This window comes from Brevundimonas sp. (assembly GCF_032055285.1).
In the GTDB taxonomy this organism is placed as follows: domain Bacteria; phylum Pseudomonadota; class Alphaproteobacteria; order Caulobacterales; family Caulobacteraceae; genus Brevundimonas.
Map to the genome: position 1 here is coordinate 298,919 of NZ_DAMBRE010000001.1, position 25,283 is coordinate 324,201.

The window sequence follows — 25,283 nt, forward strand, 5'->3', positions numbered from 1 at the left end:
CCGTCAGCGACGTGCGACGGCGGTGATGCGGGCGAACTGAGCTGTGTCGCCGCGCGCCGGCGTCGATGTGCGGGGCGCCGGGGCGGCGGCTCGCGCGCCGACCGCCTTCGCATCGCCGCAGAAGATTTCGTAGAGCATCCCCATGACCGCCTGGGCGCGCTCGTCGGCGATCGAATAGAAGATCGAGCGGGACTGACGGCGGGTCTTGACCAGGCCATACTGGCGCAGCTCTGCCAGTTGCTGGGATAGCGCCGGCTGCTTGATGCCGAGGTCCGCCTCGAGCTGGCCCACCGAGCGCTCCTCTTCGGCGATATGACACAGGATCAGCAGCCGGTTGGCGTTGGCCAGCTGGCGCAACAGCTCTGCGGCCTCCGGCGCCTTTTCCTTCAACCGCTCCATCGCGGCCGCTTGATCGTCGGTCATGCGCTGCGCTCGCGATAGTACCAGGGTGCATCGCCGTCACCGTCGGCGATGGCGGCGTCCAGTGTGGTGGCGGCCGGCTCCAGCAGTGCGTCGCCGGGCGTCCAGCCCGCCGGCGTGGAGGCCGCCTCACGGTCCGAGGTCTGCAGGGCGGTGACGAGACGCAGCAACTCATCAACCGAGCGGCCGATGTTCATCGGGTACCAGCTGATGGCGCGCACCACGCCTTCGGGATCGATCACGAAGGTCGCGCGCACCGTGGCGCTGTCGCTCGAGCCGGCGTCCACCATGCCAAAGGCGTGGCCGATGGCCATGGAGGGATCTTCGATGATCGGGAACGGCACCTTCACGCCGAAGCGGCGGAAGATGTCCTTCAGCCAGGCCAGGTGCGAATACAGACTGTCCACCGACAGGGCCATCAGATCGCAGTCGATCGCCGCGAAGGCGTCGGCCTGCCGGGCCAGGGCCACGAACTCGCTGGTGCAGACCGGCGTGAAGTCCGCCGGATGCGAGAACAGCACCAGCCAGCGTCCACGGTAGTCGCTGAGGCGCCTTTCGCCCTGAGTCGTGCGCGCCGTGAAGTCCGGCGCCGTATCGTTGATGCGCAGGGCGCGCATTGCGGGGGGATAGACGGCTGGCCCGGTGTCGATCGTGTCCATAGCCGCAAGCTAAGCGCATCCCACCGTTTCCGCTACATTAAAATACATACTTGCACGAACTATGAATGAGTATATGTGTTGAGTCACCGAAACGGAGACACGTCATGTCCTCGCCCACACCCGACCCCGCCCGCGACGACGCCGCCGACATCGTGCGCGCCGCGCTGGGCGATCCTCGCCAACGCCCTGTCGTGAAATCGTTCTTCGACGAAGCCACCTTCACCGTCAGCCACGTCGTGCGCGATCCCGGCTCCGACGTCTGCGCCATCATTGACAGCGTGCTGGACTACGATCCGGCGTCGGGCCGCACCACGCACGCTTCGGCCGATGCGCTCATTGATTACGTGAAATCCGAAGGTCTCACGGTTCAGTGGCTGCTCGAGACGCACGCCCATGCCGATCACCTGTCGGCGGCGCCCTATCTCCAGGAAAAGCTCGGCGGTCAGCTGGCGATTGGCCATGAAATCCTCACCGTCCAGGCGGTCTTCGGCAAGATCTTCAACGAAGGGACCGACTTCCGCCGCGACGGCAGCCAGTTCGACCATCTGTTCAACGACGGCGACCGGTTTGAGATCGGTGGTCTGAAGGCCACGGTCCTGCACGTGCCCGGCCACACCCCGGCCTGTCTGGCCTATGTCATCGGCGACGCCGTCTTCCCCGGCGATACCATGTTCATGCCCGACTATGGTACGGCGCGCTGCGACTTCCCCGGCGGCGACGCCCGGACCCTGTACCGCTCGATCCATCGCCTGACCTCCCTGCCGGACGAGGCGCGGGTCTTCCTGTGTCACGACTACAAGGCGCCGCCGGGCCGGACCGAGTTCGCCTGGGAGACCACCATCGGTGCCCAGCGGACAGGCAACATCCATATTCGCGACGACGTCAGCGAGGACGAGTTCGTGGCCATGCGCACCCAGCGCGACGCCACCCTGCCCATGCCCAAGCTGATCCTGCCGTCGGTTCAGGTGAACATGAACGGCGGCCGCCCGCCCGAGCCCGAGGACAATGGGGTGCGCTACCTCAAGGTCCCGCTGAACGCGCTGTGAGGCGAGGCTCCGATGCTTGAGCCTCTTCCCTTCATCTGGCCGCTGGCCGGCGGTCTGCTGGTCGGCCTGTCGGCCGGTCTCTATCTGTTGCTGAATGGGCGCGTAGCCGGGATTTCCGGCCTGACCGCCGCAGCGACCGGCCTGTCAAAAGGCGCGCCGCGCATTCTGGGCCTGCTTTTCATCGCCGGCCTGCTGGGCGGCGCGGCCCTGGCCTCGGCCCTGATCCGCAGGCCCGAGGTGCAGATCACTTCGGAGGTCTGGCTGCTGGTGCTCGGCGGCCTGATCGTCGGCTTCGGCACCCGCTGGGGCTCGGGCTGCACCAGCGGCCACGGCGTCTGCGGCCTGGCCCGCCTGTCGCCCCGCTCCATCGTCGCCACCGGCGTCTTCATGGCCGTCGCGGCCCTGACCGTCTTCGTCACCCGCCACCTGTTGGGAGGCCTGGCGTGAGCCGGCTGATCGTCGCCGTCCTGTGCGGCTTGTTGTTCGGCGCCGGCATGGTGGTGTCCGACATGATCAACCCGGCCCGCGTCCTGGCCTTCCTGGATGTGACGGGCGCCTGGGACCCCTCTCTGGCCTTCGTCATGGGCGGGGCGCTGATCCCCTCCGCCATAGCCTGGCTGATCCGCCGGCGCATGGAGGCTCCGGTCGCGGCCGACACCTTCCATGTGCCCGAGGGCCGGACCATCGACACCCCTCTGGTCGGCGGGGCCGCCCTGTTCGGCCTTGGCTGGGGCTTGGTCGGCCTGTGCCCCGGCCCGGCGCTTGCGGCGCTGACGACCGGCGCCTGGCAGGCCTTCGTCTTCGTCGGCGCCCTCGCGGCCGGCATGGCGCTGTTCCGCCTGACCCTCGACCGAAACGCCTGAACCAGAAAAGACCCTAGGGAGACAAAGCCATGCATATTCGCCCTTTGGACGAGGCCCTGTCCGCCTCGCCCCAGATCGCCCCGGAAGACCTGCCCGACATCGCGGCCCAAGGGTTCCGGTCGGTGATCTCCAACCGACCCGACGGCGAAGAGCCCGGCCAGCCCAGCTCCGAAGATCTGCGCCAGGCCGCCGAGGCTGCGGGACTGGCTTTCGCCCATGTTCCCGTGGTCGGCGGCGCAATCTCCGACCAGGACGTGGCGGACTTCCGCGAGGCTCTGGCCAACCTGCCCCAGCCTGTGTTCGGCTTCTGCCGCACCGGCACGCGCACGACCACCCTGTGGGCGCTGGCGAACGTCGCCTCGATAAGCGCTGACGATCTGATCGCACGCGCCAAGAGCGCCGGCTACGACCTCGGCGCCCTGCGTCCCCGTCTCGAAGGAGCCGCGTCATGAGCGCCCAGTACGCCCCCCTGGAGTCCTGCGATGTCCTGATCGTCGGCGGCGGATCCGCCGGCATCGCCACAGCCGCCAGCCTCCTGCGTCGTCGCCCCGACCTTGATGTCCGCATCGTCGAGCCATCCGAACATCACTACTATCAGCCCGGCTGGACCATGGTCGGCGCCGGCGTCTTCACGCCCGAGCGGACCCGGCGCCGCACCGAGGACCTGATCCCCCAAGGCGCCCAGTGGGTGCGCGGCTCGGTCGCGGCTTTCGACCCCATCCACGATCGCGTCGAACTGACCGACGGCCGCTGGATCGGCTATCGCATGCTGGTCGCGGCGCCGGGACTGAAGCTGGACTGGGGCGCCATTCCGGGCCTGGCGGAAACGCTCGGGCGCAACAACGTCACCTCCAACTACGGCTATGAGACCGCGCCCTACACCTGGAAGCTGGTCCAGGCGATGCAGAGCGGTCGGGCGATCTTCACCCAGCCGCCCATGCCGATCAAATGCGCCGGCGCCCCGCAGAAGGCCATGTATCTGTCGGCCGATCACTGGCGCGACCACGGTCGAAACGACATCGAGATCGAATTCCACAACGCCGGCCCGGTGCTGTTCGGGGTCAAGGACTACGTTCCGGCCCTGATGGAATATGTCAGCAAATACCGCATCGACCTGAACTTCGGATCGAAACTGGTGGCGGTGTACGGCCCGGCGCGGATCGCGACCTTCGCCGTGACCGGTGCGGACGGTGAAGTTCGCCAGGTTCGGCGCGAGTTCGACTTCCTGCACGTCTGCCCGCCGCAGACGGCGCCGGACTTCATTCGCGAAAGTCCGCTGGCCGCCGAAAGCGGCTGGATCGAGGTGGATGACGCCACCTTGCGCCACAAGCGGTTCGAAAACGTCTTCGGTCTGGGCGACGCCTGTTCGGCACCCAACGCCAAGACTGCTGCGGCCGCCCGCAAACAGGCGCCCGTGGTGGCCGAGAACATCCTGTCGCTGCTGGACGGCCAGCCGATGCGGGCGGTCTATGACGGCTATGGCTCATGTCCGCTCACGGTCGAGCGCGGCAAGATCGTGCTGGCCGAGTTCGGCTATGGCGGCAAGCTCCTGCCCAGCTTCCCGAAATGGATGCTCGACGGGACCAAGCCGACCCGTCTGGCCTGGCATCTGAAGGCCCAGGCCCTGCCCGAAATCTACTGGCTTGGGATGTTGCGCGGTCGCGAATGGCTGGCCGGCCCCCACCACATCGAACCCGCCCCCCAGCTTCGCCCTGCTGTCGCCTGAGCCTGATCATGGACCTGTCTCCGCTGCAGTACGGCCTCGGCGCCGGCGCCGGCTCGCTCGTCGGCTTCACCCTGGGCCTGGTCGGCGGCGGCGGGTCCATCCTGGCCGTGCCGCTGATCGTCTATCTGGTCGGGGTCAAGGAGCCGCACCTGGCGATCGGCACCAGCGCCTTCGCCGTGGCCGCCAACGCCTTCGCCAATGTGATCAATCATGCCCGCCACGGCACGGTGAAATGGAAAATTGCCAGTCTGTTCGCGGTCGCCGGGGTGCTCGGAGCCTTTCTGGGTTCGAGCCTGGGCAAGGCCGTGGATGGTCAGAAGCTGCTGGCCCTTTTCGCCGTCCTGATGCTGGTCGTCGGCGTACTGATGTTGCGGGGCCGCTCCGCCGGCGGAGACCCGAACGTCCAGCTTGATCGGCGCAATGCACCCAAGCTCGTCGGCACGGGCCTGGCCACGGGCGTGATGTCGGGCTTCTTCGGCATCGGCGGCGGCTTCCTTATCGTGCCCAGCCTGATGTTCTCGACCCGCATGCCGATCTACTATGCCGTCGGCTCTTCCTTGGTCGGCGTCACCGCCTTCGGCCTGACCACGGCCTTCAACTACGCCCTTGATGGCTGGGTCGACTGGCCCCTGGCGGCCGTCTTCATCGGCGGCGGCGTGCTGGGCGGTCTGGTCGGCGCACGGCTCGCCAAGGCCCTGTCGGGACAGAAAGGCGTCTTGAATACCGTCTTCGCGGGGCTGATCTTCGTCGTCGCCTTATATATGCTTTACCGCAGCGCCGGCGCGCTCGGCTTGATCGGTTGAAACGCTTCCATGGAACTTGACGCCCTGATCCTGGCTCGGATGCAGTTCGCCTTCACCGTCGCCTTCCACATCGTCTTCCCGGCCTTCTCTATCGGCCTGGCCAGCTATCTGGCCGTGCTGGAGGCCCTGTGGCTGAAGACAGGGCGCGAGCTCTATCTGAACCTTTTCAAATACTGGCTGAAGATCTTCGCCGTCGCCTTCGGCATGGGCGTCGTCTCGGGTCTGGTGATGTCCTATCAGTTCGGCACCAACTGGTCGGTCTTCTCCGACAAGGCCGGACCCGTCATCGGCCCCCTGATGGCCTATGAGGTGCTCAGCGCCTTCTTCCTCGAGGCGGGCTTCCTGGGCGTGATGCTGTTCGGCCTGAACCGGGTCGGCAAGAAGCTGCACTTCCTGGCCACCCTGATGGTCGCCATCGGCACCTTCGCCTCGGCCTTCTGGATCCTGTCCGTCAACAGCTGGATGCAGACGCCGCAAGGCTACGCCATCAACGAGGTCGGCCAGTTCATCCCGGCCGACTGGTTCAAGATCGTCTTCAACCCGTCCTTCCCCTATCGCCTCGCCCACATGCTGCTGGCGGCCTACCTGACGACCGGTCTGGTGGTCGGCGCGGTCGGCGCCTGGCACCTCATGAAGGAGCGGACCAACAAGGGCGCGCGCAAGATGTTCGCCATGGCCATGGGCATGATCCTGGTCGCCGCTCCGGTGCAGATCTTCATCGGCGACATGCACGGGTTGAACACCCTGGAGCACCAGCCCGCCAAGGTCATGGCGATGGAAGGCCACTTCGAAAGCCACCCGGACGGGGCGCCGCTGATCCTGTTCGGCCTGCCCGATCGCGAGGCCGCCACCGTCCATGGCGCGGTCGAGGTTCCGAAGCTGTCGTCCCTGATCCTGAAGCATGATCCAAACGCGCCTCTGGCCGGTCTCGACACCGTCGCCCGCGCCGACTGGCCGCCGGTGGAGATCGTCTTCTGGTCCTTCCGCGTCATGGTGGGACTGGGCATGGCCATCCTGCTGCTGGGGCTATGGGGGTTGTACGCCCGCCTGCGCAGCCGCCTCTATGACGCCCCCTGGCTGCACCGCTTCGCCCTGATCATGGGACCGATGGGGTTCGTCGCCGTGCTGGCGGGCTGGATCACCACGGAGGTCGGCCGCCAGCCCTGGACCGTCTACGGCCTGCTGCGCACCGCCGACAGCGCCGCGCCTCTGGCGGCGCCTGCCGTCGCGACTTCCTTGGCCGCTTTCGCCGTGGTCTATTTCACCGTCTTCGGCGCCGGGGTCTTCTACATCCTGCGTCTGATGAGCCATGCGCCTCATCGCGGCGAGCCGGGCGTGGCGGAAACGCCGATCCGCACGGCGGGCATCACGCCTGCCCCCGCCATCGACCCCGACCGTCCCATCCCGACTGGCGAGGAGACTGATCATGAGCGTTGATCTGACCCTGGTCTGGGCCGGTCTGCTGGCCTTCGCCGTCTTCGCCTACATCGTCATGGACGGGTTCGACCTGGGTGTCGGCATCCTGTTCCCGACACTGAAGGCCGGCGATCAGCGCGACAAGGCGATGAACTCGATCGCCCCGGTGTGGGACGGCAACGAGACCTGGCTGATCCTGGGCGGTGGCGGCCTGTTCGCGGCCTTCCCCCTCGCCTATGCGGTCCTGATGCCGGCGGTCTACACGCCGATCATCGCCATGCTGCTGGGGCTGGTCTTCCGGGGCGTCGCCTTTGAATACCGCTGGCGCACCGTGCGGGCCAAGCCCGTCTGGGATGTCGCCTTCTTCGGCGGCTCCCTCCTGGCCGCCTTCTCCCAGGGCGTCACCCTGGGGGCCATCCTGCAGGGGGTCGAAGTGTCCGGTCGCGCCTATGGCGGCGGCTGGTGGGACTGGCTCAGCCCCTTCAGCCTGCTGACCGGTGTGGCCGTCGTCGTCGGCTACGCCCTTCTCGGCGCCACCTGGCTGAACATGAAGACGGATGGCGCGCTCCAGACCCACGCCCGGTCCCAGGCCTGGAAGTTGGGACCGGCGACCTTGCTGATGATCGGCGCGGTCAGCCTGGCCACCCCGTTCCTCGACGGCGAATACGCCCGCCGGTGGTTCGACTGGCCCGGCGTGCTTCTGACGGCCCAGGTGCCGTTGCTCGTCCTGATCGTCGCGGCCGCCTTCTTCTGGACCATGCGTCAGAAGCGTGAGGTCTGGCCCTTCCTGCTGTCGCTGGGCCTGTTCGCGGTGACCTTCGCCGGGCTGGGCGTCAGCGTCTTCCCTTACGCCGTACCCGACGAGATCACCCTCTGGCAGGCCGCAGCTCCCGCCTCCAGCCAGCTGTTCATGCTGGTCGGCGCCCTGATCCTGATCCCGATCATCCTAGCCTACACCGCCTACGCCTACTGGGTGTTCCGCGGCAAGGTCGGCGACGACGGTTACCACTGATGCGTCGCGGCTCCACAAACGGGCTCCGGCAGGGCCTCTGGTTCGTCGCGCTCTGGGCGCTGGGCGTGGGCGTCCTGGGCATCGTCGCCTATCTGCTGCGCGGCGTTCTCAAGCTGGCCGGGGGGTGAGCCCGCAGGCGCCGAACCGCTGGCCCTGGCCGCCGCTCATCACGGGCGGCGCCGTCCTTGTCGCGCTCATCACGGCGCGTCTGTGGTCCCCGCCCGCTCTCTTCCCCGGCGCCTTCGCCGCTGGCGGCCTCCTGGTCGGGCTCGCCCTTGGTTTGGACCTCTGGGCCATGCTGGTGATGCGGCGGTGGCGCGCCAACATCCTGCCGCACCGGGCGGCGACCGCTCTGGTCACGACCGGTCCGTTCGCCTGGAGCCGCAACCCGATCTATCTCGCCAACGGCCTGCTGCTGCTCGGCCTCGGCGGCCTGTTCGACAACGCCTGGTTCTTCGTGGCCGCCCCCGTCGCCGCCTTCGCCACCGACCGCCTCGCCATCCGGCGCGAGGAACGACACCTGACGGCCCTCTTCGGGCCAGCCTGGTCCGCCTACGCCGATCGCGTGGACCGCTGGTTTGGGCGGCGGATGCCGTCGCAATCACCTTAAGGCTGGCTTAAGCTTGGCCCGGCCTGTTGCGACAAAACGCAGCAGGAAACGACGATGGGAGACATCAAGAGGCCCGCGCCAACCACGGGAACGCTTGTCCGGTGCTGATGGGCCTCCTCATGAGCGGTGCGATCGCCGCCGCCGGGCAACCCACGGACGCCCAGGATAGCTGGCGCGTCTCCGGATCGGCGCGCGCGCGGGGAGAGACGCTGTCAGGCCAGTTTTGTCCGATGGCGGAGCCAAGCGACGCCGTCCTGACGACGCGGCTGACGCTGGCCGTCGAGCGGGATGTGGGTCACGTGACGTTCGGGCGAGGTGTTCGATTCGCGGGCGTTCGGGCAAGGTCCGCTGTCGTCGGTCGGCGTTGGCGAGGTCAATGCGCTGGAGTTGGTTCAGGCCTACGCCAAGATCCGTCTCGGCGCGCGACGTGAGCGGACACTGAAACTCGGCCGCTTCACCATGGATCTGGGTTCCAAGCGTTTCGTTTCTCGCCAGAATTTTCGCAACACCACCAACGCCTATACCGGCGCCCGTTTCGACACGCCCCTGGCCGACGGCGCGCTGACGGCCTTCTGGGTCATGCCGCAGGTGCGGTTGCCGGACGACAGGGCCGCCATCGAGGACAATCGGATCGCGTGGGATCGAGAGAGTTCCAACCTGCAGTTCGCCGGCCTGTTTTGGACTCGCGACCTCGGCCAGCGGCGGTCGCTCGACCTCTATGTCTACGGCCTGACCGAAAGCGATGACGCGGACCAGCAGACCCGAAACCGCCGGCTGGCGACGCCCGGCGTCCGTTGGCGCCATTCGCCGGCGGCCGGGGCGTGGGATGTCGAGGTCGAGGCGGCGGCCCAGGTGTGAGTTCCGGCACCCGATGCGACAAACCAAGCCTGAAATGACCCGTTAGCGGTGCCCAAAGCTCCGATTTCATCCACCAAAAACTGCGACAAAATCTAGGACTTTGGCAAATAATGCGACAAGATACCGAAGTGCATAAGCGCCGACGCATTCCGCCGGGCCGCCGCTCAGTGACAGGGCAGATGCCCTCGCGCTATCCGAGCGGACCGCTTCTTTACGAGTCCAAACTGGAACGCGATTTCCTGATGTCGCTGGAGGTGGACGGCCACATCCGCGACGTGGTCACTCAGCCGATGACGATCAGTCTTACGGTCGATGGCCAGGCGCGTACCTATACGCCCGACATCATGGCGGTCTGGCAGACACGCTCGCCTTGGCCTCACGGCTTTCGACGCGTGGTCTTCGAGGTGAAACCGCTGGCGATCCTACGCTCGGGGTATGGAACACTGGCGCCGAAGTACCGCGCCGCTCGCCGGTATTTCGCCGAGAGAGATGTCGGCTACCGCGTGGTGACCGAACGCACCATTCGCACACAGCGTCAGGTGAACGCCGAGCTGATCGCCCCGACCCTGCGAGGCAGCGTAGATCAGGAAATGGTGCGTCGGGTGCAGGCGATTGTCCTCGCCAAGTGACGTGACCCCCGTTTCTCATCCAGCCATAACGAGAGTCCTAGGTTGATCTGAGCTGTGATCGGCTGGGTTGGCAAGAGGCCGGTCTGCGCAGCCATCAACCAGCGCAGCAGGCCGGCCGATGTGTCCGGTGAGCGCTTCTGCATAAGCCTGCGGCGTCAGCCACCCGAGCTTCGAGTGCGGACGCTGCTCGTTGTAATCGCGTCGCCACGCCTCCAGCACGGCGCGAGCGTGCGGCAGCGAGCGGAACAGCGTCTCGTTCAGCAGCTCGTCACGCAGCCGCCCGTTGAAGCTTTCGTTGAAGCCGTTCTGCTGGGGCTTGCCCGGCGCGATGTAGTGCCAGCCGACGCCGGTGTCGTCGGCCCAGGCCAGGACCGCGTTCGAGGTGTACTCCGTGCCGTTGTCGCTGACGATGGTGTCGGGCCGCCCTCGCTGCCGGATGACGGCGTCCAACTCCCGCACGACCCGCGCGCCCGACAGCGAGGTGTCGGCCACCAGCGCCAGGCACTCGCGCGTACAGTTATCGATCACCGTCAGGATGCGGAAGCGCCGCCCGTCCGTCAGCTGGTCTGCGACGAAGTCCAGCGACCAGCGCTGGTTGGGCGCCAGCGGCAGGTCCAGCGGTCGCCGCGTGCCCATCGCTCGCTTCCGGCCGCCGCGCCGGCGCACCGTCAGTTGCTCGTCGCGATAGATCCGCTGGACCCGTTTCCTGTTGACCGCATGGCCCTCGCGCCGCAGCAGCACGTGCAGGCGACGATAGCCGAACCGTCGACGTTCCTGGGCCAGGGCCTTCAGCCGGTCGCGCAGAGCGCCGTCGTCCGGGCGCGTCGCCTGATAGCGCACGCTCGTCCGATCGACGCCCAGAACACGGCACGCCCGCCTTTCGCTCATCTCGTAGGCGGCCTGCAGATGGCCAGCCGCCTCGCGATAGCCGGCGGGCGTCACCACTTTTTTCCCAGCAGGTCCTTCAGGGCCACGTTGTCCAGCATCGCGTCCGCCAGCATCCGCTTCAGCCGGGCGTTCTCATCCTCGAGCGCCTTGAGCCGCCGAGCCTCCGACACGTCGAGCCCGCCAAACTTGGCCTTCCATTTGTAAAAGGTCGCCGAGCTGACCCCGTGGCGTCGGCACACCTCCGCCGTCGCTACACCGGCCTCCTGCTCCCGCAGGATGGCTGCCCTTCGGCCTTTTCCTGATCGCCTATGCCTTGGGCGGCTGGTTCACGGTCGGCGAGGCTGTCGGGAATCTGCGGCGCAAGCGTTTCGAGATCGACACCCTGATGCTGGTGGCCGCAGCCGGCGCCGCGGCGCTCGGAGCCTGGGCGGAAGGGGCGCTGCTACTGTTCCTGTTCAGCCTCGGGCACGCCCTCGAACACTTCGCGATGGGTCGCGCCAAGAAGGCGATCGAGGCTCTGGCCGCCTTGGCCCCGCGCACCGCTCATGTGCGGCGAGGAGAGGCCGTCGTCGAACTTCCGGTCGAAGAGCTGGAAGTCGGCGACCTCGTCGTCGTCCGGCCGAACGAGCGTCTCCCGGCCGACGGCTTCGTCGTGAAGGGAACATCCAGCGTGAACCAGGCTCCCGTGACAGGGGAGAGCATTCCGGTGGACAAGCAGCCTGTCCTGAACCCCGAGGAGGCCCGCGCCAAGCCGGCGAATGTCTCGGCGGCGTCGGTGGTCTTCGCCGGCACCATTAACGGCGGCGGCGCCATCGAGATCGAAACGACGCGTCGATCCAACGACACCACCTTGGCCAAGGTCGTCCGGATGGTGAGTGAGGCCGAGACCCAAAAGTCGCCGACCCAGCGCTTCACCGATCGCTTCGAGCGCGTCTTCGTGCCCCTCGTGCTCGGTCTGGCCTTCGTCCTCCTGTTTGCATGGGTTGTCGTCGACGAGCCGTTCCGCGACAGCTTCTATCGGGCGATGGCCGTGCTGGTGGCCGCCAGTCCGTGCGCTCTCGCGATCGCCACGCCGAGCGCGGTGTTGTCCGGGGTCGCCCGGGCGGCCCGCGCCGGGGTTCTCGTCAAGGGTGGCGCGCCGCTCGAAAACCTGGGAGCGCTCGACGCCATCGCGTTTGACAAGACCGGGACGCTGACCGAGGGGCGGCCGCGGATCACCGATGTCGTTCCGTTCGGCCAGACGACAGAGAGCGAGCTCCTGGAGATTGCTGTCGCGGTCGAACGGCTCAGCGATCACCCCTTGGCGGAAGCGATCGTCCGCGACGGAAGCCAGCGGTTGGTCGCCGCCCCCGTTCGAACCGCAACGGATTTGCGTAGCCTGACTGGCAAGGGCGTCACGGCACGCCTGGACGACCAGGATGTTTGGATCGGCAAACCGGAGATGTTCGGTTCGGACGCCATCGCTCCGCTCGCACCGGACACCGAGATCGCCGTCGCGGGCCTTCGAAACCAGGGACGGACGCTCATGGTGGTTCGCCGCGGGACAAAGGATCTCGGGGTCATCGGCCTTCTCGACACGCCTCGGGCCAAGGCGCGCGAGACCCTTACCGCGCTCCGCGCGCTCGGCATTCGCCGCATGATCATGATCTCGGGCGACCACCAGAAGGCGGCCCAGGCGGTGGCCGGTCAGGTCGGGCTGACCGAGGCGTGGGGCGACCTGATGCCGGAGGACAAGGTCGACGCCATCAAGAAACTCCGGGCGGAGACCAAGGTCGCCATGGTCGGCGATGGCGTCAACGATGCTCCGGCGATGGCCACCGCGACGGTCGGCGTCGCCATGGGTGCGGCGGGATCGGACGTCGCCCTGGAGACCGCCGACGTAGCCTTGATGGCGGATGATTTGTCGAAGTTGCCCTTCACCGTGGGTCTCAGCCGTCAAACCCGCCGCATCATCCGCCAGAACCTGTTCGTCAGCCTCGGGGTCGTGGCGTTCCTCGTCCCGGCGACGATCCTCGGTCTCGGCATCGGCCCTGCCGTCGCCCTCCACGAGGGTTCCACCCTGCTGGTCGTCTTCAACGCGCTTCGCCTTCTGGCGTGGCGCGGTCCGCGCGGCGTCGAATGACCCGCCTTCAGGAAAGCAAAGGATAGTCCAATGAAACGTCTCGGCTGGGTTGGCGTCATCGCCGCCTTTCTCCTGATCTCGGTCTTCGGCTTCGGGATGCTCTCGCGGCAGGGTCGCCCGGCGCCGGAGCCGACGGCAGTCGATGCACGCCCGATCGACCAGCATGCCGGGCACGGCGATGCCGCCTCGGATAATCCCGCCACCCGTTCCTACAAGGAGGCGAACGAGCGGATGCACGCCGCTATGAACATCGACTACAGCGGCGACGCCGATGTCGACTTCATGCGCGGGATGATCGCCCACCACGAGGGGGCGGTCGCCATGGCAAGGATTGCGCTCGACCAAGGTTCGGATCCCGAGGTCAAGGGCCTCGCGGAGGAGATCATTCGGACTCAGGAAGCTGAAATTGTCCGTATGCGGGTGTGGCTGGCCAACCGCGCGGCTCGCCCGGCGGACGCGCAGGGCTGAAGCCATGGGGGGCAAGCGATCCCCGATCCGGAGCAAGGCTCCTCGATGGCGTCCAGGGCGCTACAAGGGGCGCGGCCGGTCCAAGCTATACGGGAGGCCAGAGCCGTTCCGGCCGGTGCAGGACACACTGATCGCGATTGGCGCGAGCCTCGTCGCCGGCGCGATCGTCGTCTGTCTCGCCGTACCGCTGGCGGCGACCTACCGCATCCCGGTGTTCGTGTCCTTCGGCGTTCTCATGTCGCTCCTGGCGATCATGACCTATCGTCTCGGGCGGAAGGGGCAGGCTGGACGGGTCATGACCGCCGCCATGGCGACTGTATGTCTCTTGGGGTTCGGCCTTCTTGTTCTGACGCGAGATCAGTTGCAGTTCGGTCCGCGTCATCACGATCACCCCGGAGTGGCCGAAGCGGCACGGCCTTGAGACTGCAGCGCAGACCGCCAGGCCGCAGCCGGTCTGGGTTTCGCGGGACGGTGTCGCTCTTCCCATTTGGTAATCGTCGGCGCGCTGCCGCTGTTGATTCCAGTCGCCGGACTTGTCGGTATCGCGCCCGGCGACCCGCAGTGAGCCGGCAAGCGTAAGTCGCTGTTTCGCTAGGCTGCGGCACCCTCCAGGATCGACTGGACCGGATGGCGGCGCAGCACCCCCTCCACGACATCGGGCCGGTCCACCGGAACGAAGACCCGTGGGGCATAGGCGATGATCTCGACGAAGCAGCCGAGCGAGACCAGGGCGTCACGGTCGGTGCGGCCCCCGACCACTTCCAGCCGCCAGCGGTCCATGACCCGCGATCGCTTGAGCCACAGGCCGCCCGAAAGGGCGAGCTGGACATTGCGGTCGAGTACGGCCGCAGCGGTGCGCCCGCCATCGGCCCAGGCGTCGCCGACCTCGGTCAGGCCCAGCGCCGTCTTCAGGCTGGCGGCCTGAACCTCGTCCAGCACGCGGCCCAGCCAACGCCGACCGTCCGGCGCGCGTACGCGGCGAACCGAACAGCCCTTGGACGGCAGCCTTCCCCAGATTGGCAACAGAAGGCCGGTCGCCAGGGTCAGGCGGCGCGTCCGCCACGGATCGGTCGCGGCGACTTCGGCGTCCCAGACCGCCCGCCACGCCGCCTCATCGGTCTGGGCCCAGGCCGACTCCTCGAACGTCTTCTCCGGCGTGACCTGATGCTGGTCAGGCCGCAAGAGGCGCACCGCCGGAACAAGCCGGTCGTCATCGGTCGTGGTGGTCAACCCGAACTCGGCCAGGGCGGCGCGGCCGGAACGGTCGTTGACGACCAGGCGGAAGGCCGAGCCTTCAGCGCCTGCCAACGCCGCGTCCGAGCTGACGAGTTCACGCCGCACCTTGAGTTCGAAGGTGACGAGTGCGGTTTCCGCCCCGGTCGAGACGTCGGTCCGGATGGTCTCCTCCTCCACCACGGCCAACTCCTCAGCCTCGATGTCCTCCAGCCCGCGGTCCAGGTCGGCCGAGGCGGCGGCCCTTTCGAGAATGCCTGAAAGGATGCCGTCGAAGTCGGCGAACAGGGCGTTCTGGTCGGCGATGCGCAACGCCAGCAGCCGGTTCAGGAAGGTGTGGATCGGCGGCAGGTCGTCGGAGAGCTTGAGCCCCCCGTCGGCGTCGCGCAGCTTCAGGCCGGTCCTGGTCTCGAAGTCCTCCAGCGTCATGGACGACAGCTCGCCAAAGCCGAGCGCGCCATAGAAGACGAGCAAGGCGCGTCGCGCCCACGGGCTTTCCAGATTGTCCTCGGCCCGGAACAGACCGGCCCCGGCCGTTCGGCGTTCGCCGCGCGTCAGGGCTCCCAGCGAATCCAGCCGTCGAGCGATGGTCGAGGTGAACCGCTTCTCGCCGTGGATGTCGGTGGTGACCGGGCGGAACAGCGGCGGACAGGCCTGATGGGTGCGATGACTGCGCCCCAGACCCTGGATGGCGGCATCCGCCCGCCAGCCCGGTTCGACCAGGTAGTGCGAGCGGCGCTGCTGGTTCGGCGCCGAGAGGTCGGAGTGGTAGCTGCGTCCTGTGCCGCCTGCGTCCGAGAAGACCAGGATACGCTTGCGGCCGGACATGAAGGCGTCGGTCTCCGACCGCGCGGCCGAGGCGCCGCGGCGCTCGACGAGCCGGCGTCCGTCGCGCGCGACGACGCGACGCGACCGTCCCGTGATCTCTGCGACCGCCTCTGTTCCGAAGGTGTCCAGAAGGGCGTCCAGAACGCCGGGCACGGCGGGCAGGAGCGCCATCTTCTCGATCAGGTCTTCGCGCCGGCGCAACGCCTCCTGGCTCACGGCGGGCCGGCCGTCGACCATGACCGGGACCAGCGTCACCGAGCCGTCGTCACCCTCGATCGCCTCCATGAGATTCACCGGGAAAGCCTCGCGCAGATAGTCGAGGACATATTCGCGCGGCGTCAGGTCAATGGAGAGGTTGTTCCATTCCTCCGGCGGGATGGACGCCAGTCTTCGCTCCATCACCGCCTCGTTCGTCGAAACGATCTGGATCACGGCGGAACGCCCTTCGGTCAGGTCCGCCCGGATCGACGCCGCAAGCGTCGGCGCCTTCAATCCCGCGAGGAGGTGGCCGAAGAAGCGCAGCTTGGCGCCTTCAAACGCGGAATGGACGGCTGAGGCGGCCAGGCCGCTCTTGGCCTTGCCTTCCTCATCATTGAAGCCGGTCGCTTTCAGCGCCTCGCCCAGATTGGCGTGGATCAGCTGGAAGGCGTCGGCCCAGGCGTCCCAGATGCTGATGTCGTCCTCGGTCAGGGCGTGGAAGAGCGGCTCGTACTCGACGCCCTCGAACGACAACGACCGCGCCACATAGAGGCCGAGCGCCTTGAGCTCGCGCGCGACGAGCTCCATGGCGGCGACCCCGCCCTTGTCCATGGCGTCGAGGAAGTCGTCGCGGGTGACGAAGGGCGCCTCCGGCCCGCCCCAAAGACCCAGACGGGCCGCGTAAGCCAGATTCTCCGCGGTGGTGGCGCCGGTCGCCGAGACATAGAGCACCCGGGCGTTCGGCAGCCGGTTCTGAAGCGCCAGGCCGGCCATCCCCTGCAGGGAGGCCTTCTTCGTTCCCCGCGCCCCCTTGCCGCCCCCCGCGGCGTTGGCCATGGCGTGGGCCTCGTCGAAGGCGATGACCCCGTCGAAATCCTCGCCCAGCCAGGCGACGATCTGGTCGAGCCGCGACATCTTCTGGCCGCGCGCAGGCTGACGCAGGGTGGCGTAGGTGGTGAAGACAATCCCGCGATCCAGCCGCACGCCATCTCCCAACTTCCAGCTGTTGAGCGGCACGATGTCGTGGGCCCCGCCGCCGATGGCGGCCCAATCGCGCCGGGCGTCGTCCAGCAGGGAGTCGTTCTTCGACAACCACAGGGCCTTGGTCCGCCCCTGGGCCATGTTGTCGGCGATGACGGCGGCGATCTCCCGGCCCTTGCCGCAGCCGGTGCCGTCGCCAAGGAAGAAGCCGCGCCGGAGCTGGACGGAACCCTCATCCTCCTCCCGCGACAACCTGAGCTGACGAGCCGACTCTCCCGGCGTCCACCAGGCGGGCAGCATGCCGGCGTGAGCCTCGCCGGCGTAGATGACCGTCTCCAGCTGGGCGTCGGAGATCCGGCCGTCGAGACGCACCGCCGCCGGAAGGACCGGCCGGTATGACGGGGCGGGCGGGGCGACCGAGGCCATCGGACCGGACTCGACCAGGGCTGACGGGTGGGGCGTCTGCGCCGTCAGGGCGATCCGCGCCAGCCGGTGCGCCTGGTAGAGGCCGACATCGCGGCCCTCGCCCGTCCAGGCGAGGGTCTGATAGGTGATGGGGGACGCTCCCGCGAGGAAGCCGAGACGCCCGGACGGCAGGGCGAGTGACCGGTCCCGGGGCGCCAGCAAGGTCTGCGCCCCGAGTTCGAGGCGAACCCTCGGCCTCGCCTTGACGCGCTCGGGCACAGCCGAGGCCAGGGCGGCACAGGCGGCGAGATCTTCACCGTTCGCGAGCGCAGCGACCGCGGCGCCGCCCTCGAGCCGGTCCAGAACCAGCAACCCGGTCTCCACGCTGGTGCCGTGCCTGGAGAAGGCGCGTGGCGGAAAGCCGATCCGGGCGACGACACGCCCCCTGGCGCTCAACCGACGCATCAGACCCTCGTCGATGAGGGCGGTGATCGGCACGACGGCGGCCAGGCGCCCGCCATCGGCCAGGGCCGAGAAGGCCCCGGTCAGATGCGCCTCCAGATCGGTGAAGGGCGGATTGCAGACCGCGACGTCGAACCCGCCCGCGCCCGGCAACAGGTTCTGGACGCGTCGTCCATCAAGACGTGACCGCGTCGCCGAAACGAAGAGGCCGTCGAGCAGGACGGCGCGACCCTCGGCCAGTTCGTTCAGCGTCAGAACTCCGCCGCAGGCCTCGGCCACGATAGCGATCAGCCCGGTGCCCGCCGAAGGCTCCAGCACTTGGTCACCCGGGCGAACCTGACCGGCCAGCACCACGAGCGCCGCCAGTTCCGGCGGCGTGGAGAACTGGTCCAGCGCGATCTGATCTTCGCTGCGTCGGCTGTGGGTCAGACCCAGGGCGCCGACCGTCGCCAGAAGGACGGCGATGGCGGCCGGCGCGTCCTCGAGCCGCGACACCTGGGGCGCCAGCCGGCGGATCTGCAAAACGGTCGCCGCCTCGATGGCCTCATAGGCGTCCCGCCAGTTCCACAAGCCCTCGGCGTCCGACCCGCCGAAGCCGGTGGTCATGACGCTGGAGACCAGTTTGCGGTGCAGCGGGCGGGACCGGGCCAGGTGGGTGGCGAGCACCCGGGCTGCGGCCATGAGGTTGGCGGCGCGGTCGCACGGGCGTGGTGCGCTGAAGAGCGAGAGGCTGGCGGTCTGAGGCGGTGTCTGCGCGGCGGTCATGGGAAGGGCTCCGTCGCCTGGAGCGGCGGGCTCATCCCTCCGGTCCTCCAGGCTCGCGCCCAGCCGCCCTTCCTCCCGCCTTCCATGACGAAGGCCCGCCGCGACGATGTCGCGACGGGCCTCGTCGTCTTCACGCCTGGATCAGGCGGCGTCGTCGAGCGCCGCCTCGCCTTCAGCGGTGACCTCGAAGGCGCCGACGCCGTCGTCAGCATCGCCTTCGCTCTCTTCCGCCGTATCGCTCTCCGGACCGTCAGCGTCCGACGCCGCGACCTCGTCGACGTCGGGCGGTGTGGTCCAGGACAGGCTGGCCGGCGCCCATCCCTTCTCGGCCGCATTCTCCTCGACCCAGGGGATCAGATCGGCCTTCTTCAGCAGGGCCGCTCTCACATCGGCCCGGTCCATCTCTTCCAGCATCTTCAGCAGCAGGGTTTTGGAATGCGGCTTCAGGAACTCGGCGTCCGGGGTCCAGTGCAGACTGATGTCCGCGCCGCAAAGCTCGGCGAGTTCAGCGGCTTCGGCCCGGGCCGACTTGCGGATCAGTGTGGTCCGCTCCTCCCGAACATCCAGGGAGAGGGCGGTGAGCTCGGCCAGCAAACCCATCTTGTCGCCATGGGCGAGACCATGCACCCAGGCGATCACCGTCTGGCCCGACGCCTCCCACGCGGCGCGTCGATCGTCGAGCCTCTGGCGGACCTCGCCGTCCAACGCCTCGATGACGCGACCGCCGGTCGGCTTGAAGGCGGACGCGGTCAGGGCGAGGGCGGACTCGGACCTCTGGCCGGAGGTCCTGACGGCCAGCTGATTGAACAGGCGGGCGATCAGCGCCGTGAAGGCGACGCCGGGATCGTCGGCGAGGGCGCGGATCAGACCGCGGGTGGCCACGTCGGTGCGCACGGCGTGAAGGGCGTGGTTGACGCCCTCGGTCTCGGGTTCCGGCGTATCGACCTCGGGCGGCCGGTAGACGGGAGCGGCAGCGATGCCCCCCGCGGAGGCGGGCGCCTCATCGTCGGTCTCGTCCTCGACTTCCGGTTCCACGGGCGTGAAGCACCGGACTTCGATCCCGGTGCGTAGTGCAGGACGCAGGACCAGGGTCGTGGCTGCCCGGCCGCTCCATCCCGCCTGATCCATGGCCAGGCGGTCGCGGATCATGACGTCGAGCGCGGCGTCCACCGCCTCGGCGTCGGTCGTCTCCGTCAGGACCGCCTCGACCCCTTCGACGGCGGCGTTGAAGGCGTCTCGCTTGTCGCGGTAGGCCGCCATCTCCGTGGCCGGAAGCATGCCGCCGTAGACGTAACCGGCGGCTTCCAGATCGTCCGGCAGGTCCGGTTCGGGGCCCGCCGTGACGTGGACCGCCAGGCCCTCGGCCTCGTAGATCAGGGCGATCTCCCGTGCACGTCGGGTCCAGGCCTCCGTGAGAATGGCCGGGTCCAGCAGCACCGGCGGCAGCTCGCCGAACAGATCGGTCTCGGAGCGGCCGCCGGCCTCGGCGTATCGCTCCGGGCCGATGAGGGCGCAGCGAGGGTCGCGCGCGGTGACGCGAGCCTCGTCGAGCTTTTCGGTCACGCGCCAATCCTGGAAACCGTGACCGTCGAGGGTCATCCGGGCCAGCTCCGCCTGCTCGTCGGGGTCGGAGAGCCTGGCGAGCAGGCGCGCCTGGCGCAGGTTCAGCCGGCCGAGCCGCAGCGCCTGCAGCGCGACATCCGGCAGGGCGGCAAGGGCCGCGAGACGTTTGATGTCGATTTCCGCGTATCCCAGCGCCTTGGCGATCGTGGGCACGCCGAGCTTGCGTTTCAGCATCCGGCCGATCGCCGCGATGATGTCGGCGACATGGACCGGCACGGCCGTGTTGGTGAGCAGGACGGCCGCGGCCTGGCGGGCGGGATCCGTCTCGACGAAGACATCGACGAGGAAGCTGTCGTCGATACGTCCCTGTTCGACCAGAAGACGAAGCGCCAGCAAGCGCCGCCTGCCGTCGAGCGCCATGTTGGCGGCTTCCTTCTTTCGACCGGGCCGGACGGTCAGGGGCTGCAGCTGACCGGCGGCGAACAGAGTCTCGGCAAGCAGCGGAATGTCATCGTCGGAGGGCTCGCCGAAGCGAAGGTTCTCCGGGGCGATGTCGAGATCACGGAGATGGACCAGCGGGCGGTTACGGGTCGACGCGACCTGGAAGGGGGTGGCGACGACGGCGACGGCGGTGGAACGGGACATGAGGGCTCTCCTGCCGTAGGCGAGGTCCATCCCCGCCTTTACGGCGCCCGTCCGCGCTCTTCCTTTCCCGCTTTCTGATGGTCTCGAGCGGCCTCGTTCCAGTCGCCGAACGGGGCTGGGGGAAAGGCGACGATCGCTTCCACGCCATCGCGCTCGAGCCGCCTGGCCAGCCGCATCGCGGCGATCTCCCCGGCTTCGCCCCGGTCTCCGGCGATTAGAACCGTCGAAACATGGTGGGGTGCATGCCACCGCGAGAGGTTTCCGGCTGACATGAGCGCCCAGCCCGGCAGGTCGAAGCGGACCATGGCGGACAGGGTGGTGACGACGCCTTCGGCCACCAGCATCCGCGCCGCCGCGGGACGCAGCCGTACGGCCGATCCCGGCGGGACTTGGCCCACGGTCTTGCGGGGAACGCTCAGACCCGATGCGACCTGCCCGTTGGTCGCGAGATAGGTGAGCTCGACGGCCGTGAGATCCCCCGAGGGCGACCGGATCCCGGTCATCATCGCGCGTCCGACGCGCCGCCCCGGCCGGTAGACCGAGAGGGGCGCGCGGGGATGTTCGAGCAGGTCGTCGAGGTCTTCCCGCCAAGCGACGCCGCGCACGGCGAGGTGACGTGCGACCACGCCGGTCCGGGCGGGCCTTACCCCATCCTGCCAGAGCGCACCCGCGACCGCCCGCCGTCGGGGGTGGTCGATCACGGGCCTGTCCGGCGTGTCCGCGACACCCATGAGCCGACCGCCGTGATCGACCAGTCCGCGACGCCGCAGGTCGTCGCGCACCTCCCGCCAATCGGCCGCGCCGAAGGTGTGGATGCCGACACGGCCGCCATCGAGCAGGAGCGAGACGGAACGGTCCGCCTTCCCATGGCCGGGCGCCGGCACATTGGCGCGCAAGCCGTTCTGGTAGAGGTCTCCGCCGAGGATCGCCACGATCTGGCGCAGGCTCACCGGAAGTGCCCGAGGGTGCGCAGGCTGGCCGTACCGTCCCTCCCGACGACCAGATGATCGTGAACCTGGATGTCGAAGACCTTGGCGGCGTCGACGATCTTCCGCGTCATCTCGATGTCGGCGCGGGACGGCTCGGGATCGCCCGAAGGGTGATTGTGGATCATCCTACGACTTGCTTTATCGTATTGAAATGCAAGCATTTTTTCTAAGTGATTCCAGAGGTGGTGCCGGGATTGGGGATCGGCATTTGGTGCGCTATTGTGATGGTCACGAGCGATCATCGGCGCGCGCAGTGAATTCCTTTGATGCACGGCGCTCAATCCAATCCCTTCCGGCTCAGGCTTCTATCTCGCCGATTCGGTGGAGCATCTGGAGCCGTCCGCGAGCCGGTTCCGGCTAGATGATCAACCGGGCAACGTCTGCCTCCGAGTTGCGCCACCCTCAGTGCCTCCGTCAAGGGCAGCGGTAGTCTTGCAGGAAGGATAACCCGAGCAAGCCAGGAACGGTTGATATGCTCCGCCGGAACGAACGACCATCGATCCATCACCACAGGTGGGACAATAATCTCCAACTGACATCGGGCGTGCGATCCTCACCCGATTGGACGGTGCCCCCGCACGGGAACTTTCCACCGAGATGTTGCGCTTGAAATCACAACGAGGGTGGGTGCTGCATGCCTCGAACGGGCCATATTGGCCGTCGTACCGCTTCATGGTGCCGCAGCCGCACTTCGGGCACGGGCTCAGAACGCCTTCCTCCGCTTCGATCTCCACTGCGCCGGTTCTCGCTAGCTCGATCAGAAAGCGCGACGGCGCATCGGCCAGGGTGCAAATGCGAACCTGACGGCGAGCCCGCGTGAGCGCGACGTAGAAAAGGCGGCGCTCCTCAGCCAGGGGATATGGGTCGGGTTCGGGCATCGCTATCTGGAGGATCGGATCGTCGGTAATCCGGCTTGGAAAGCCCGGTCTGGATTGACGGCAAGAAATACTGGGAATTGCCGAAAGCTTGGTTCAACGATTTCGTCGAACGGGCGTTGGCGAAGTACAGCAAGGTCTACGTTATTCAGCCTTACCGCGAGCAGGAGAAATGCTCCCCAACGTGTCAGAACGCTATCGGGCATGAGTGCCAATGTTCTTGCATGGGCCTCTATCACGGCGCCGGGAATGACGGCAGTTGGTTCGAGGTTTCCGACACCTTCGCGACGCGTTGGGCTGACCACGAGCTCGCCTGTCGACTCATGACCGCCAAGCCCTAACGCAGCATGCGATCAAAATACCATTAGTCTCGCTGCCGCCATCCGGTGTTTGTAGCGAGTTCGGACTCTAGTCGAGACCAAGATGCGCTGCTTCAAGCTCCTAGGAGCGCACGTCATGTCCCGCGACTTCGAAAGGCAGGTCGCCGAGCTTCAGATCAGGCCGCAATCCTGAACCGCTTCACCGCCCTCGGAACGCCGCTCACGCAGCGCGTAGGATAGGTCTGTCCAGGGAAAGGGCACTCCGGCCTTCAGAGGATTTGCGCAACAATGCCTACTGGCGGGATAATCACATCCGGGAGTAGCTTAACTTCGCCGCCAAACTGTCCAAGAAGGCGGGACCACCTCACAAGAGCGTCTATCGCGGGGGGCTCCTCACAAGTCATTACCGTGACATCGCCGCGTGTATAGTTTCTGTACGGAAGCATCCCTTCGGCCGACGGTGCTTGTCCGGTCTGAAGTCGATGCTTGAGTAGGCGACGAAGGAAGAACAATGGAACTCAACCAGATTCGATATTTCCTGAACCTGGCAGACACCCTCAACTTCACCGAAGCAGCCATGCGCAGCGGGGTGTCTCAGCCCACGCTCACCCGCGCGATCCAGCGGCTCGAACAGGAGTTGGGCGGAACGTTGGTCTATCGCGATGGAAAAGACAGTCGACTGACAACGCTCGGCCGCGACATACGATCCGAATTCGCTGCGATCGCCGACCGCGAACAGCGGGTTCGGGCAATATCCCTCAATCGGGTTCGCGGCCGCCGCGAGACCTTGACGCTGGGTATCGTGAATACCATCGCGCCAGCACTGATTACGGAATTTCTGAAACACGCCCTTCGACAGATGCCGATGCTTGAACTGGTTCTTCAGCCGATCACCCGCGACGAGGGGATGGAGCGCCTGCTCGGCGGTCAAATTGACGGGTGCTTCTGCACGGATCCAGCGGCCGGAAACACCAAGATTGCAACCGTTGAAATGTTCCGTGAGCGACTGTTACTGGCGATGGCGCATGGACACAGCCTGGCAAGCCAAGCCTCGGTGTCTCTTGTCGAGCTATCGGAACAGCCTTACCTCGATCGCCTCCAGTGCGAATTCCGCACGCGCGTGCAAAACCATTTGAACGAGCGCGCGATTTTCATGATCCCACGGCTCAGATCCGAACGGGAGGATTTGATTCAACAAGCCGTGGCATCGGGCGCGGGCGTTTGCATGCTGCCTGAACGTTCGGCAATCGTAGAGGGCTTGACGTTACGCCCGGTCGATACGCTCGACCTGTCGCGCACGGTGGCATTCCAATCGATTTCGGGATCTGGAACGGCAACGGCGCTGCGGCAGCTCCGTGTACTGATAGAGCGGTATGTGTGGTCGTGAATTCCGTGAAGGCGCGGGCCTTTATGGTGCGGCGACCACACAAGCGTTCCCAGTGCATGCCGGTGACAACATCAAAACTATAGTTGCGGCGTATTGGACACCTTCGGATCGAATATCCATTTTCTCGGGTATGAGTTCGAAGGAGGAATCCATGACAGCCTACAAGAAGACAGAAGCTGCTATCGCCAAGCTGTCACCTGAGGAATATCGGGTGACGCAGCAGAGTGCGACCGAGCGACCAGGAACCGGTGCGCTTCTCCATAATAAGGAACCCGGCGTTTATGTCGATATCGTCTCAGGCGAACCCCTGTTCGCATCGTCCGACAAATACGAGTCGGGCTGCGGATGGCCGAGCTTCACCAAGCCGATCGAACCTGCGAACGTGAATGAACTACGCGACAACAGCCACGGTATGATCCGGACGGAAGTGCGTTCGACGTATGGCGATAGCCATCTCGGCCACGTTTTCCCCGACGGGCCGAGCGATCGCGGTGGCCTGCGTTACTGTATCAATTCGGCTTCGCTGCGCTTCGTACCCCGCGGCGAGATGGAGAGCCAAGGTTACGGTGAATATCTCAACCAGGTGGAGGATATCTGATGACGACTGAACGCGCTGTTCTCGCCGGCGGCTGCTTCTGGGGCATGCAGGATCTTATCCGCAAGCTGCCCGGTGTAATCTCCACCCGTGTCGGTTACACGGGCGGCGATGTGCCGAATGCGACATATCGCAATCACGGCACTCATGCCGAGGCGATCGAGATCACCTTCGATCCCTCTCAGACCACCTATCGCCGATTGCTTGAGTTCTTCTTCCAGATCCACGACCCGACGACGCTCAACCGTCAGGGGAACGACCGAGGCGCGAGCTACCGTTCCGCGATCTATTTTACCAACGACCAGCAGAAGGCCGTTGCGCTCGATACGATTGCAGATGTTGAAGCGTCGGGCCTATGGCCAGGCAAGGTCGTCACCGAGGTCGAGCCAGTCGGTGATTTCTGGGAGGCAGAGCCCGAGCATCAGGATTATCTCGAGCGAATTCCCCACGGGTACACCTGCCACTTTGCACGTCCGGACTGGGTGTTGCCGCGCAGGGCCGGTGCTGCCGCTTAGCA

Annotated in this window: 26 protein-coding genes and 2 pseudogenes; 20 read left to right on the forward strand and 8 right to left on the reverse strand. The window is 66.9% G+C overall.

All coding sequences use genetic code 11. From position 1 onward, the window contains the following. Window positions 1–3: 3 nt before the first annotated feature. Window positions 4–423, reverse strand: coding sequence for an ArsR/SmtB family transcription factor (locus RTY13_RS01485; protein ID WP_035308664.1), 420 nt, complete (start codon window positions 421–423; stop codon window positions 4–6). Continuing rightward, complete coding sequence (locus RTY13_RS01490) at window positions 420–1,079, reverse strand: peroxiredoxin (RefSeq protein WP_035308662.1); 660 nt, start codon at window positions 1,077–1,079, stop codon at window positions 420–422. Before RTY13_RS01490 ends, RTY13_RS01485 begins: the two co-directional genes overlap by 4 nt. A 104-nt stretch (window positions 1,080–1,183) precedes the next feature. On the opposite strand from RTY13_RS01490, the gene RTY13_RS01495 reads away from it, so the two are divergent. The 12 genes from RTY13_RS01495 (at window position 1,184) to RTY13_RS01550 (ending at window position 10,042) form a co-directional block, all read left to right on the forward strand. Next, complete coding sequence (locus RTY13_RS01495) at window positions 1,184–2,125, forward strand: MBL fold metallo-hydrolase (protein WP_035308659.1); 942 nt, start codon at window positions 1,184–1,186, stop codon at window positions 2,123–2,125. A 12-nt stretch (window positions 2,126–2,137) separates the two neighbouring features. Next, complete coding sequence (locus tag RTY13_RS01500; protein ID WP_035308657.1) at window positions 2,138–2,572, forward strand: YeeE/YedE family protein; 435 nt, start codon at window positions 2,138–2,140, stop codon at window positions 2,570–2,572. Further along, entirely contained in the window at window positions 2,569–2,988 is a 420-nt protein-coding gene (locus RTY13_RS01505; RefSeq protein WP_035308654.1) for a DUF6691 family protein, read from the forward strand. Before RTY13_RS01500 ends, RTY13_RS01505 begins: the two co-directional genes overlap by 4 nt. Window positions 2,989–3,017: 29 nt before the next feature. Further along, on the forward strand, window positions 3,018–3,440 hold the full coding sequence (locus RTY13_RS01510; RefSeq protein ID WP_035308653.1) for a TIGR01244 family sulfur transferase: 423 nt from the start codon (window positions 3,018–3,020) through the stop codon (window positions 3,438–3,440). Then, complete coding sequence (locus tag RTY13_RS01515) at window positions 3,437–4,714, forward strand: FAD/NAD(P)-binding oxidoreductase (protein ID WP_066627968.1); 1,278 nt, start codon at window positions 3,437–3,439, stop codon at window positions 4,712–4,714. The genes RTY13_RS01510 and RTY13_RS01515 overlap by 4 nt, the downstream gene beginning before the upstream one ends. 8 nt (window positions 4,715–4,722) lie before the next feature. Continuing rightward, the gene (locus RTY13_RS01520; protein ID WP_035308649.1) at window positions 4,723–5,517 is read left to right on the forward strand and encodes a sulfite exporter TauE/SafE family protein; all 795 of its coding nucleotides are present in this window, start codon (window positions 4,723–4,725) and stop codon (window positions 5,515–5,517) included. A gap of 9 nt (window positions 5,518–5,526) precedes the next feature. Further along, window positions 5,527–6,954, forward strand: a complete 1,428-nt coding sequence (locus tag RTY13_RS01525; protein WP_066627970.1) for a cytochrome ubiquinol oxidase subunit I — start codon at window positions 5,527–5,529, stop codon at window positions 6,952–6,954. Continuing rightward, entirely contained in the window at window positions 6,944–7,945 is a 1,002-nt protein-coding gene (cydB, locus tag RTY13_RS01530; RefSeq protein WP_035308644.1) for a cytochrome d ubiquinol oxidase subunit II, read from the forward strand. Before RTY13_RS01525 ends, cydB begins: the two co-directional genes overlap by 11 nt. Further along, window positions 7,945–8,073, forward strand: a complete 129-nt coding sequence (locus tag RTY13_RS01535) for a DUF2474 family protein (protein WP_137721941.1) — start codon at window positions 7,945–7,947, stop codon at window positions 8,071–8,073. The genes cydB and RTY13_RS01535 overlap by 1 nt, the downstream gene beginning before the upstream one ends. Then, window positions 8,070–8,555 carry a methyltransferase family protein gene (locus tag RTY13_RS01540; protein ID WP_054764186.1) on the forward strand — a complete coding sequence of 162 codons (486 nt, stop codon included), beginning with the start codon at window positions 8,070–8,072 and terminating at the stop codon, window positions 8,553–8,555. The genes RTY13_RS01535 and RTY13_RS01540 overlap by 4 nt, the downstream gene beginning before the upstream one ends. Window positions 8,556–8,870: 315 nt before the next feature. Then, a complete protein-coding gene (locus tag RTY13_RS01545; RefSeq protein ID WP_054764187.1) occupies window positions 8,871–9,413 on the forward strand; it encodes an alginate export family protein in 543 nt (180 codons plus the stop codon). A gap of 128 nt (window positions 9,414–9,541) precedes the next feature. Next, window positions 9,542–10,042, forward strand: a complete 501-nt coding sequence (locus RTY13_RS01550) for a TnsA endonuclease N-terminal domain-containing protein (RefSeq protein ID WP_312780631.1) — start codon at window positions 9,542–9,544, stop codon at window positions 10,040–10,042. A 15-nt stretch (window positions 10,043–10,057) separates the two neighbouring features. Here the strand turns inward: RTY13_RS01550 and RTY13_RS01555 are convergent. Then, window positions 10,058–11,208, reverse strand: a protein-coding gene (locus tag RTY13_RS01555; protein WP_312781766.1) for an IS3 family transposase whose coding sequence is annotated in 2 segments (ribosomal slippage) — window positions 10,058–10,995 and window positions 10,995–11,208 — 1,152 coding nt in all. Because the reading frame shifts where the segments join, the coding sequence is not laid out codon by codon here. 26 nt (window positions 11,209–11,234) lie between these two features. Between RTY13_RS01555 and RTY13_RS01560 the strand changes: the two are divergent. The 3 genes and pseudogenes from RTY13_RS01560 to RTY13_RS01570 all read left to right on the forward strand — a co-directional run. Beyond that, window positions 11,235–13,052, forward strand: a pseudogene (locus RTY13_RS01560) (heavy metal translocating P-type ATPase); the annotation flags it as partial. A gap of 30 nt (window positions 13,053–13,082) precedes the next feature. Further along, on the forward strand, window positions 13,083–13,520 hold the full coding sequence (locus tag RTY13_RS01565; protein ID WP_035307825.1) for a DUF305 domain-containing protein: 438 nt from the start codon (window positions 13,083–13,085) through the stop codon (window positions 13,518–13,520). A gap of 115 nt (window positions 13,521–13,635) precedes the next feature. Then, window positions 13,636–13,941, forward strand: a complete 306-nt coding sequence (locus RTY13_RS01570) for a hypothetical protein (protein WP_035307824.1) — start codon at window positions 13,636–13,638, stop codon at window positions 13,939–13,941. A gap of 170 nt (window positions 13,942–14,111) precedes the next feature. Here RTY13_RS01570 and RTY13_RS01575 read toward each other — a convergent pair whose 3' ends face one another. The 5 genes from RTY13_RS01575 to RTY13_RS17680 form a co-directional block, all read right to left on the reverse strand. Next, the gene (locus RTY13_RS01575) at window positions 14,112–18,392 is read right to left on the reverse strand and encodes a strawberry notch-like NTP hydrolase domain-containing protein (protein WP_035307822.1); all 4,281 of its coding nucleotides are present in this window, start codon (window positions 18,390–18,392) and stop codon (window positions 14,112–14,114) included. Window positions 18,393–18,533: 141 nt separating this feature from the next. Beyond that, window positions 18,534–20,600, reverse strand: a complete 2,067-nt coding sequence (locus tag RTY13_RS01580) for a ParB/RepB/Spo0J family partition protein (protein WP_052004749.1) — start codon at window positions 20,598–20,600, stop codon at window positions 18,534–18,536. A 38-nt stretch (window positions 20,601–20,638) separates the two neighbouring features. Beyond that, window positions 20,639–21,550, reverse strand: a complete 912-nt coding sequence (locus RTY13_RS01585; protein WP_312780635.1) for a toprim domain-containing protein — start codon at window positions 21,548–21,550, stop codon at window positions 20,639–20,641. After that, on the reverse strand, window positions 21,547–21,831 hold the full coding sequence (locus RTY13_RS17675; RefSeq protein ID WP_409450277.1) for a JAB domain-containing protein: 285 nt from the start codon (window positions 21,829–21,831) through the stop codon (window positions 21,547–21,549). The genes RTY13_RS01585 and RTY13_RS17675 overlap by 4 nt, the downstream gene beginning before the upstream one ends. A gap of 123 nt (window positions 21,832–21,954) precedes the next feature. Continuing rightward, window positions 21,955–22,467 carry a topoisomerase DNA-binding C4 zinc finger domain-containing protein gene (locus tag RTY13_RS17680; protein ID WP_012114946.1) on the reverse strand — a complete coding sequence of 171 codons (513 nt, stop codon included), beginning with the start codon at window positions 22,465–22,467 and terminating at the stop codon, window positions 21,955–21,957. A gap of 35 nt (window positions 22,468–22,502) precedes the next feature. Here RTY13_RS17680 and RTY13_RS01595 point away from each other — a divergent pair, with 35 nt between their 5' ends. The 5 genes and pseudogenes from RTY13_RS01595 to msrA all read left to right on the forward strand — a co-directional run bounded on the left by RTY13_RS01595 (window position 22,503) and on the right by msrA (window position 25,281). Further along, complete coding sequence (locus tag RTY13_RS01595) at window positions 22,503–22,805, forward strand: hypothetical protein (RefSeq protein ID WP_012114947.1); 303 nt, start codon at window positions 22,503–22,505, stop codon at window positions 22,803–22,805. A gap of 61 nt (window positions 22,806–22,866) precedes the next feature. Further along, window positions 22,867–23,024 (forward strand): annotated as a pseudogene (locus tag RTY13_RS01600) (IS5/IS1182 family transposase); the annotation flags it as partial. 271 nt (window positions 23,025–23,295) lie between these two features. Beyond that, complete coding sequence (locus RTY13_RS01605) at window positions 23,296–24,171, forward strand: LysR family transcriptional regulator (RefSeq protein ID WP_012114948.1); 876 nt, start codon at window positions 23,296–23,298, stop codon at window positions 24,169–24,171. A 151-nt stretch (window positions 24,172–24,322) separates the two neighbouring features. Beyond that, window positions 24,323–24,769 (forward strand): peptide-methionine (R)-S-oxide reductase MsrB, encoded by a 447-nt coding sequence (gene msrB / locus RTY13_RS01610; protein ID WP_012114949.1) that lies wholly within the window; start codon window positions 24,323–24,325, stop codon window positions 24,767–24,769. Further along, window positions 24,769–25,281 carry a peptide-methionine (S)-S-oxide reductase MsrA gene (gene msrA / locus RTY13_RS01615; RefSeq protein WP_012114950.1) on the forward strand — a complete coding sequence of 171 codons (513 nt, stop codon included), beginning with the start codon at window positions 24,769–24,771 and terminating at the stop codon, window positions 25,279–25,281. Before msrB ends, msrA begins: the two co-directional genes overlap by 1 nt. Window positions 25,282–25,283 lie beyond the last annotated feature (2 nt).

Bases quoted from the DNA above. Each gene is read 5' to 3' on its own strand.
- RTY13_RS01485 (WP_035308664.1), bottom strand. From the start codon at position 423: ATGACCGACGATCAAGCGGCCGCGATGGAGCGGTTGAAGGAAAAGGCG.
- RTY13_RS01490 (WP_035308662.1), bottom strand. From the start codon at position 1,079: ATGGACACGATCGACACCGGGCCAGCCGTCTATCCCCCCGCAATGCGC.
- RTY13_RS01495 (WP_035308659.1), top strand. From the start codon at position 1,184: ATGTCCTCGCCCACACCCGACCCCGCCCGCGACGACGCCGCCGACATC.
- RTY13_RS01500 (WP_035308657.1), top strand. From the start codon at position 2,138: ATGCTTGAGCCTCTTCCCTTCATCTGGCCGCTGGCCGGCGGTCTGCTG.
- RTY13_RS01510 (WP_035308653.1), top strand. From the start codon at position 3,018: ATGCATATTCGCCCTTTGGACGAGGCCCTGTCCGCCTCGCCCCAGATC.
- RTY13_RS01515 (WP_066627968.1), top strand. From the start codon at position 3,437: ATGAGCGCCCAGTACGCCCCCCTGGAGTCCTGCGATGTCCTGATCGTC.
- RTY13_RS01520 (WP_035308649.1), top strand. From the start codon at position 4,723: ATGGACCTGTCTCCGCTGCAGTACGGCCTCGGCGCCGGCGCCGGCTCG.
- RTY13_RS01525 (WP_066627970.1), top strand. From the start codon at position 5,527: ATGGAACTTGACGCCCTGATCCTGGCTCGGATGCAGTTCGCCTTCACC.
- cydB (WP_035308644.1), top strand. From the start codon at position 6,944: ATGAGCGTTGATCTGACCCTGGTCTGGGCCGGTCTGCTGGCCTTCGCC.
- RTY13_RS01535 (WP_137721941.1), top strand. From the start codon at position 7,945: ATGCGTCGCGGCTCCACAAACGGGCTCCGGCAGGGCCTCTGGTTCGTC.
- RTY13_RS01565 (WP_035307825.1), top strand. From the start codon at position 13,083: ATGAAACGTCTCGGCTGGGTTGGCGTCATCGCCGCCTTTCTCCTGATC.
- RTY13_RS01575 (WP_035307822.1), bottom strand. From the start codon at position 18,392: ATGACCGCCGCGCAGACACCGCCTCAGACCGCCAGCCTCTCGCTCTTC.
- RTY13_RS01580 (WP_052004749.1), bottom strand. From the start codon at position 20,600: ATGTCCCGTTCCACCGCCGTCGCCGTCGTCGCCACCCCCTTCCAGGTC.
- RTY13_RS17675 (WP_409450277.1), bottom strand. From the start codon at position 21,831: ATGATCGCTCGTGACCATCACAATAGCGCACCAAATGCCGATCCCCAA.
- RTY13_RS17680 (WP_012114946.1), bottom strand. From the start codon at position 22,467: ATGCCCGAACCCGACCCATATCCCCTGGCTGAGGAGCGCCGCCTTTTC.
- RTY13_RS01605 (WP_012114948.1), top strand. From the start codon at position 23,296: ATGGAACTCAACCAGATTCGATATTTCCTGAACCTGGCAGACACCCTC.
- msrB (WP_012114949.1), top strand. From the start codon at position 24,323: ATGACAGCCTACAAGAAGACAGAAGCTGCTATCGCCAAGCTGTCACCT.
- msrA (WP_012114950.1), top strand. From the start codon at position 24,769: ATGACGACTGAACGCGCTGTTCTCGCCGGCGGCTGCTTCTGGGGCATG.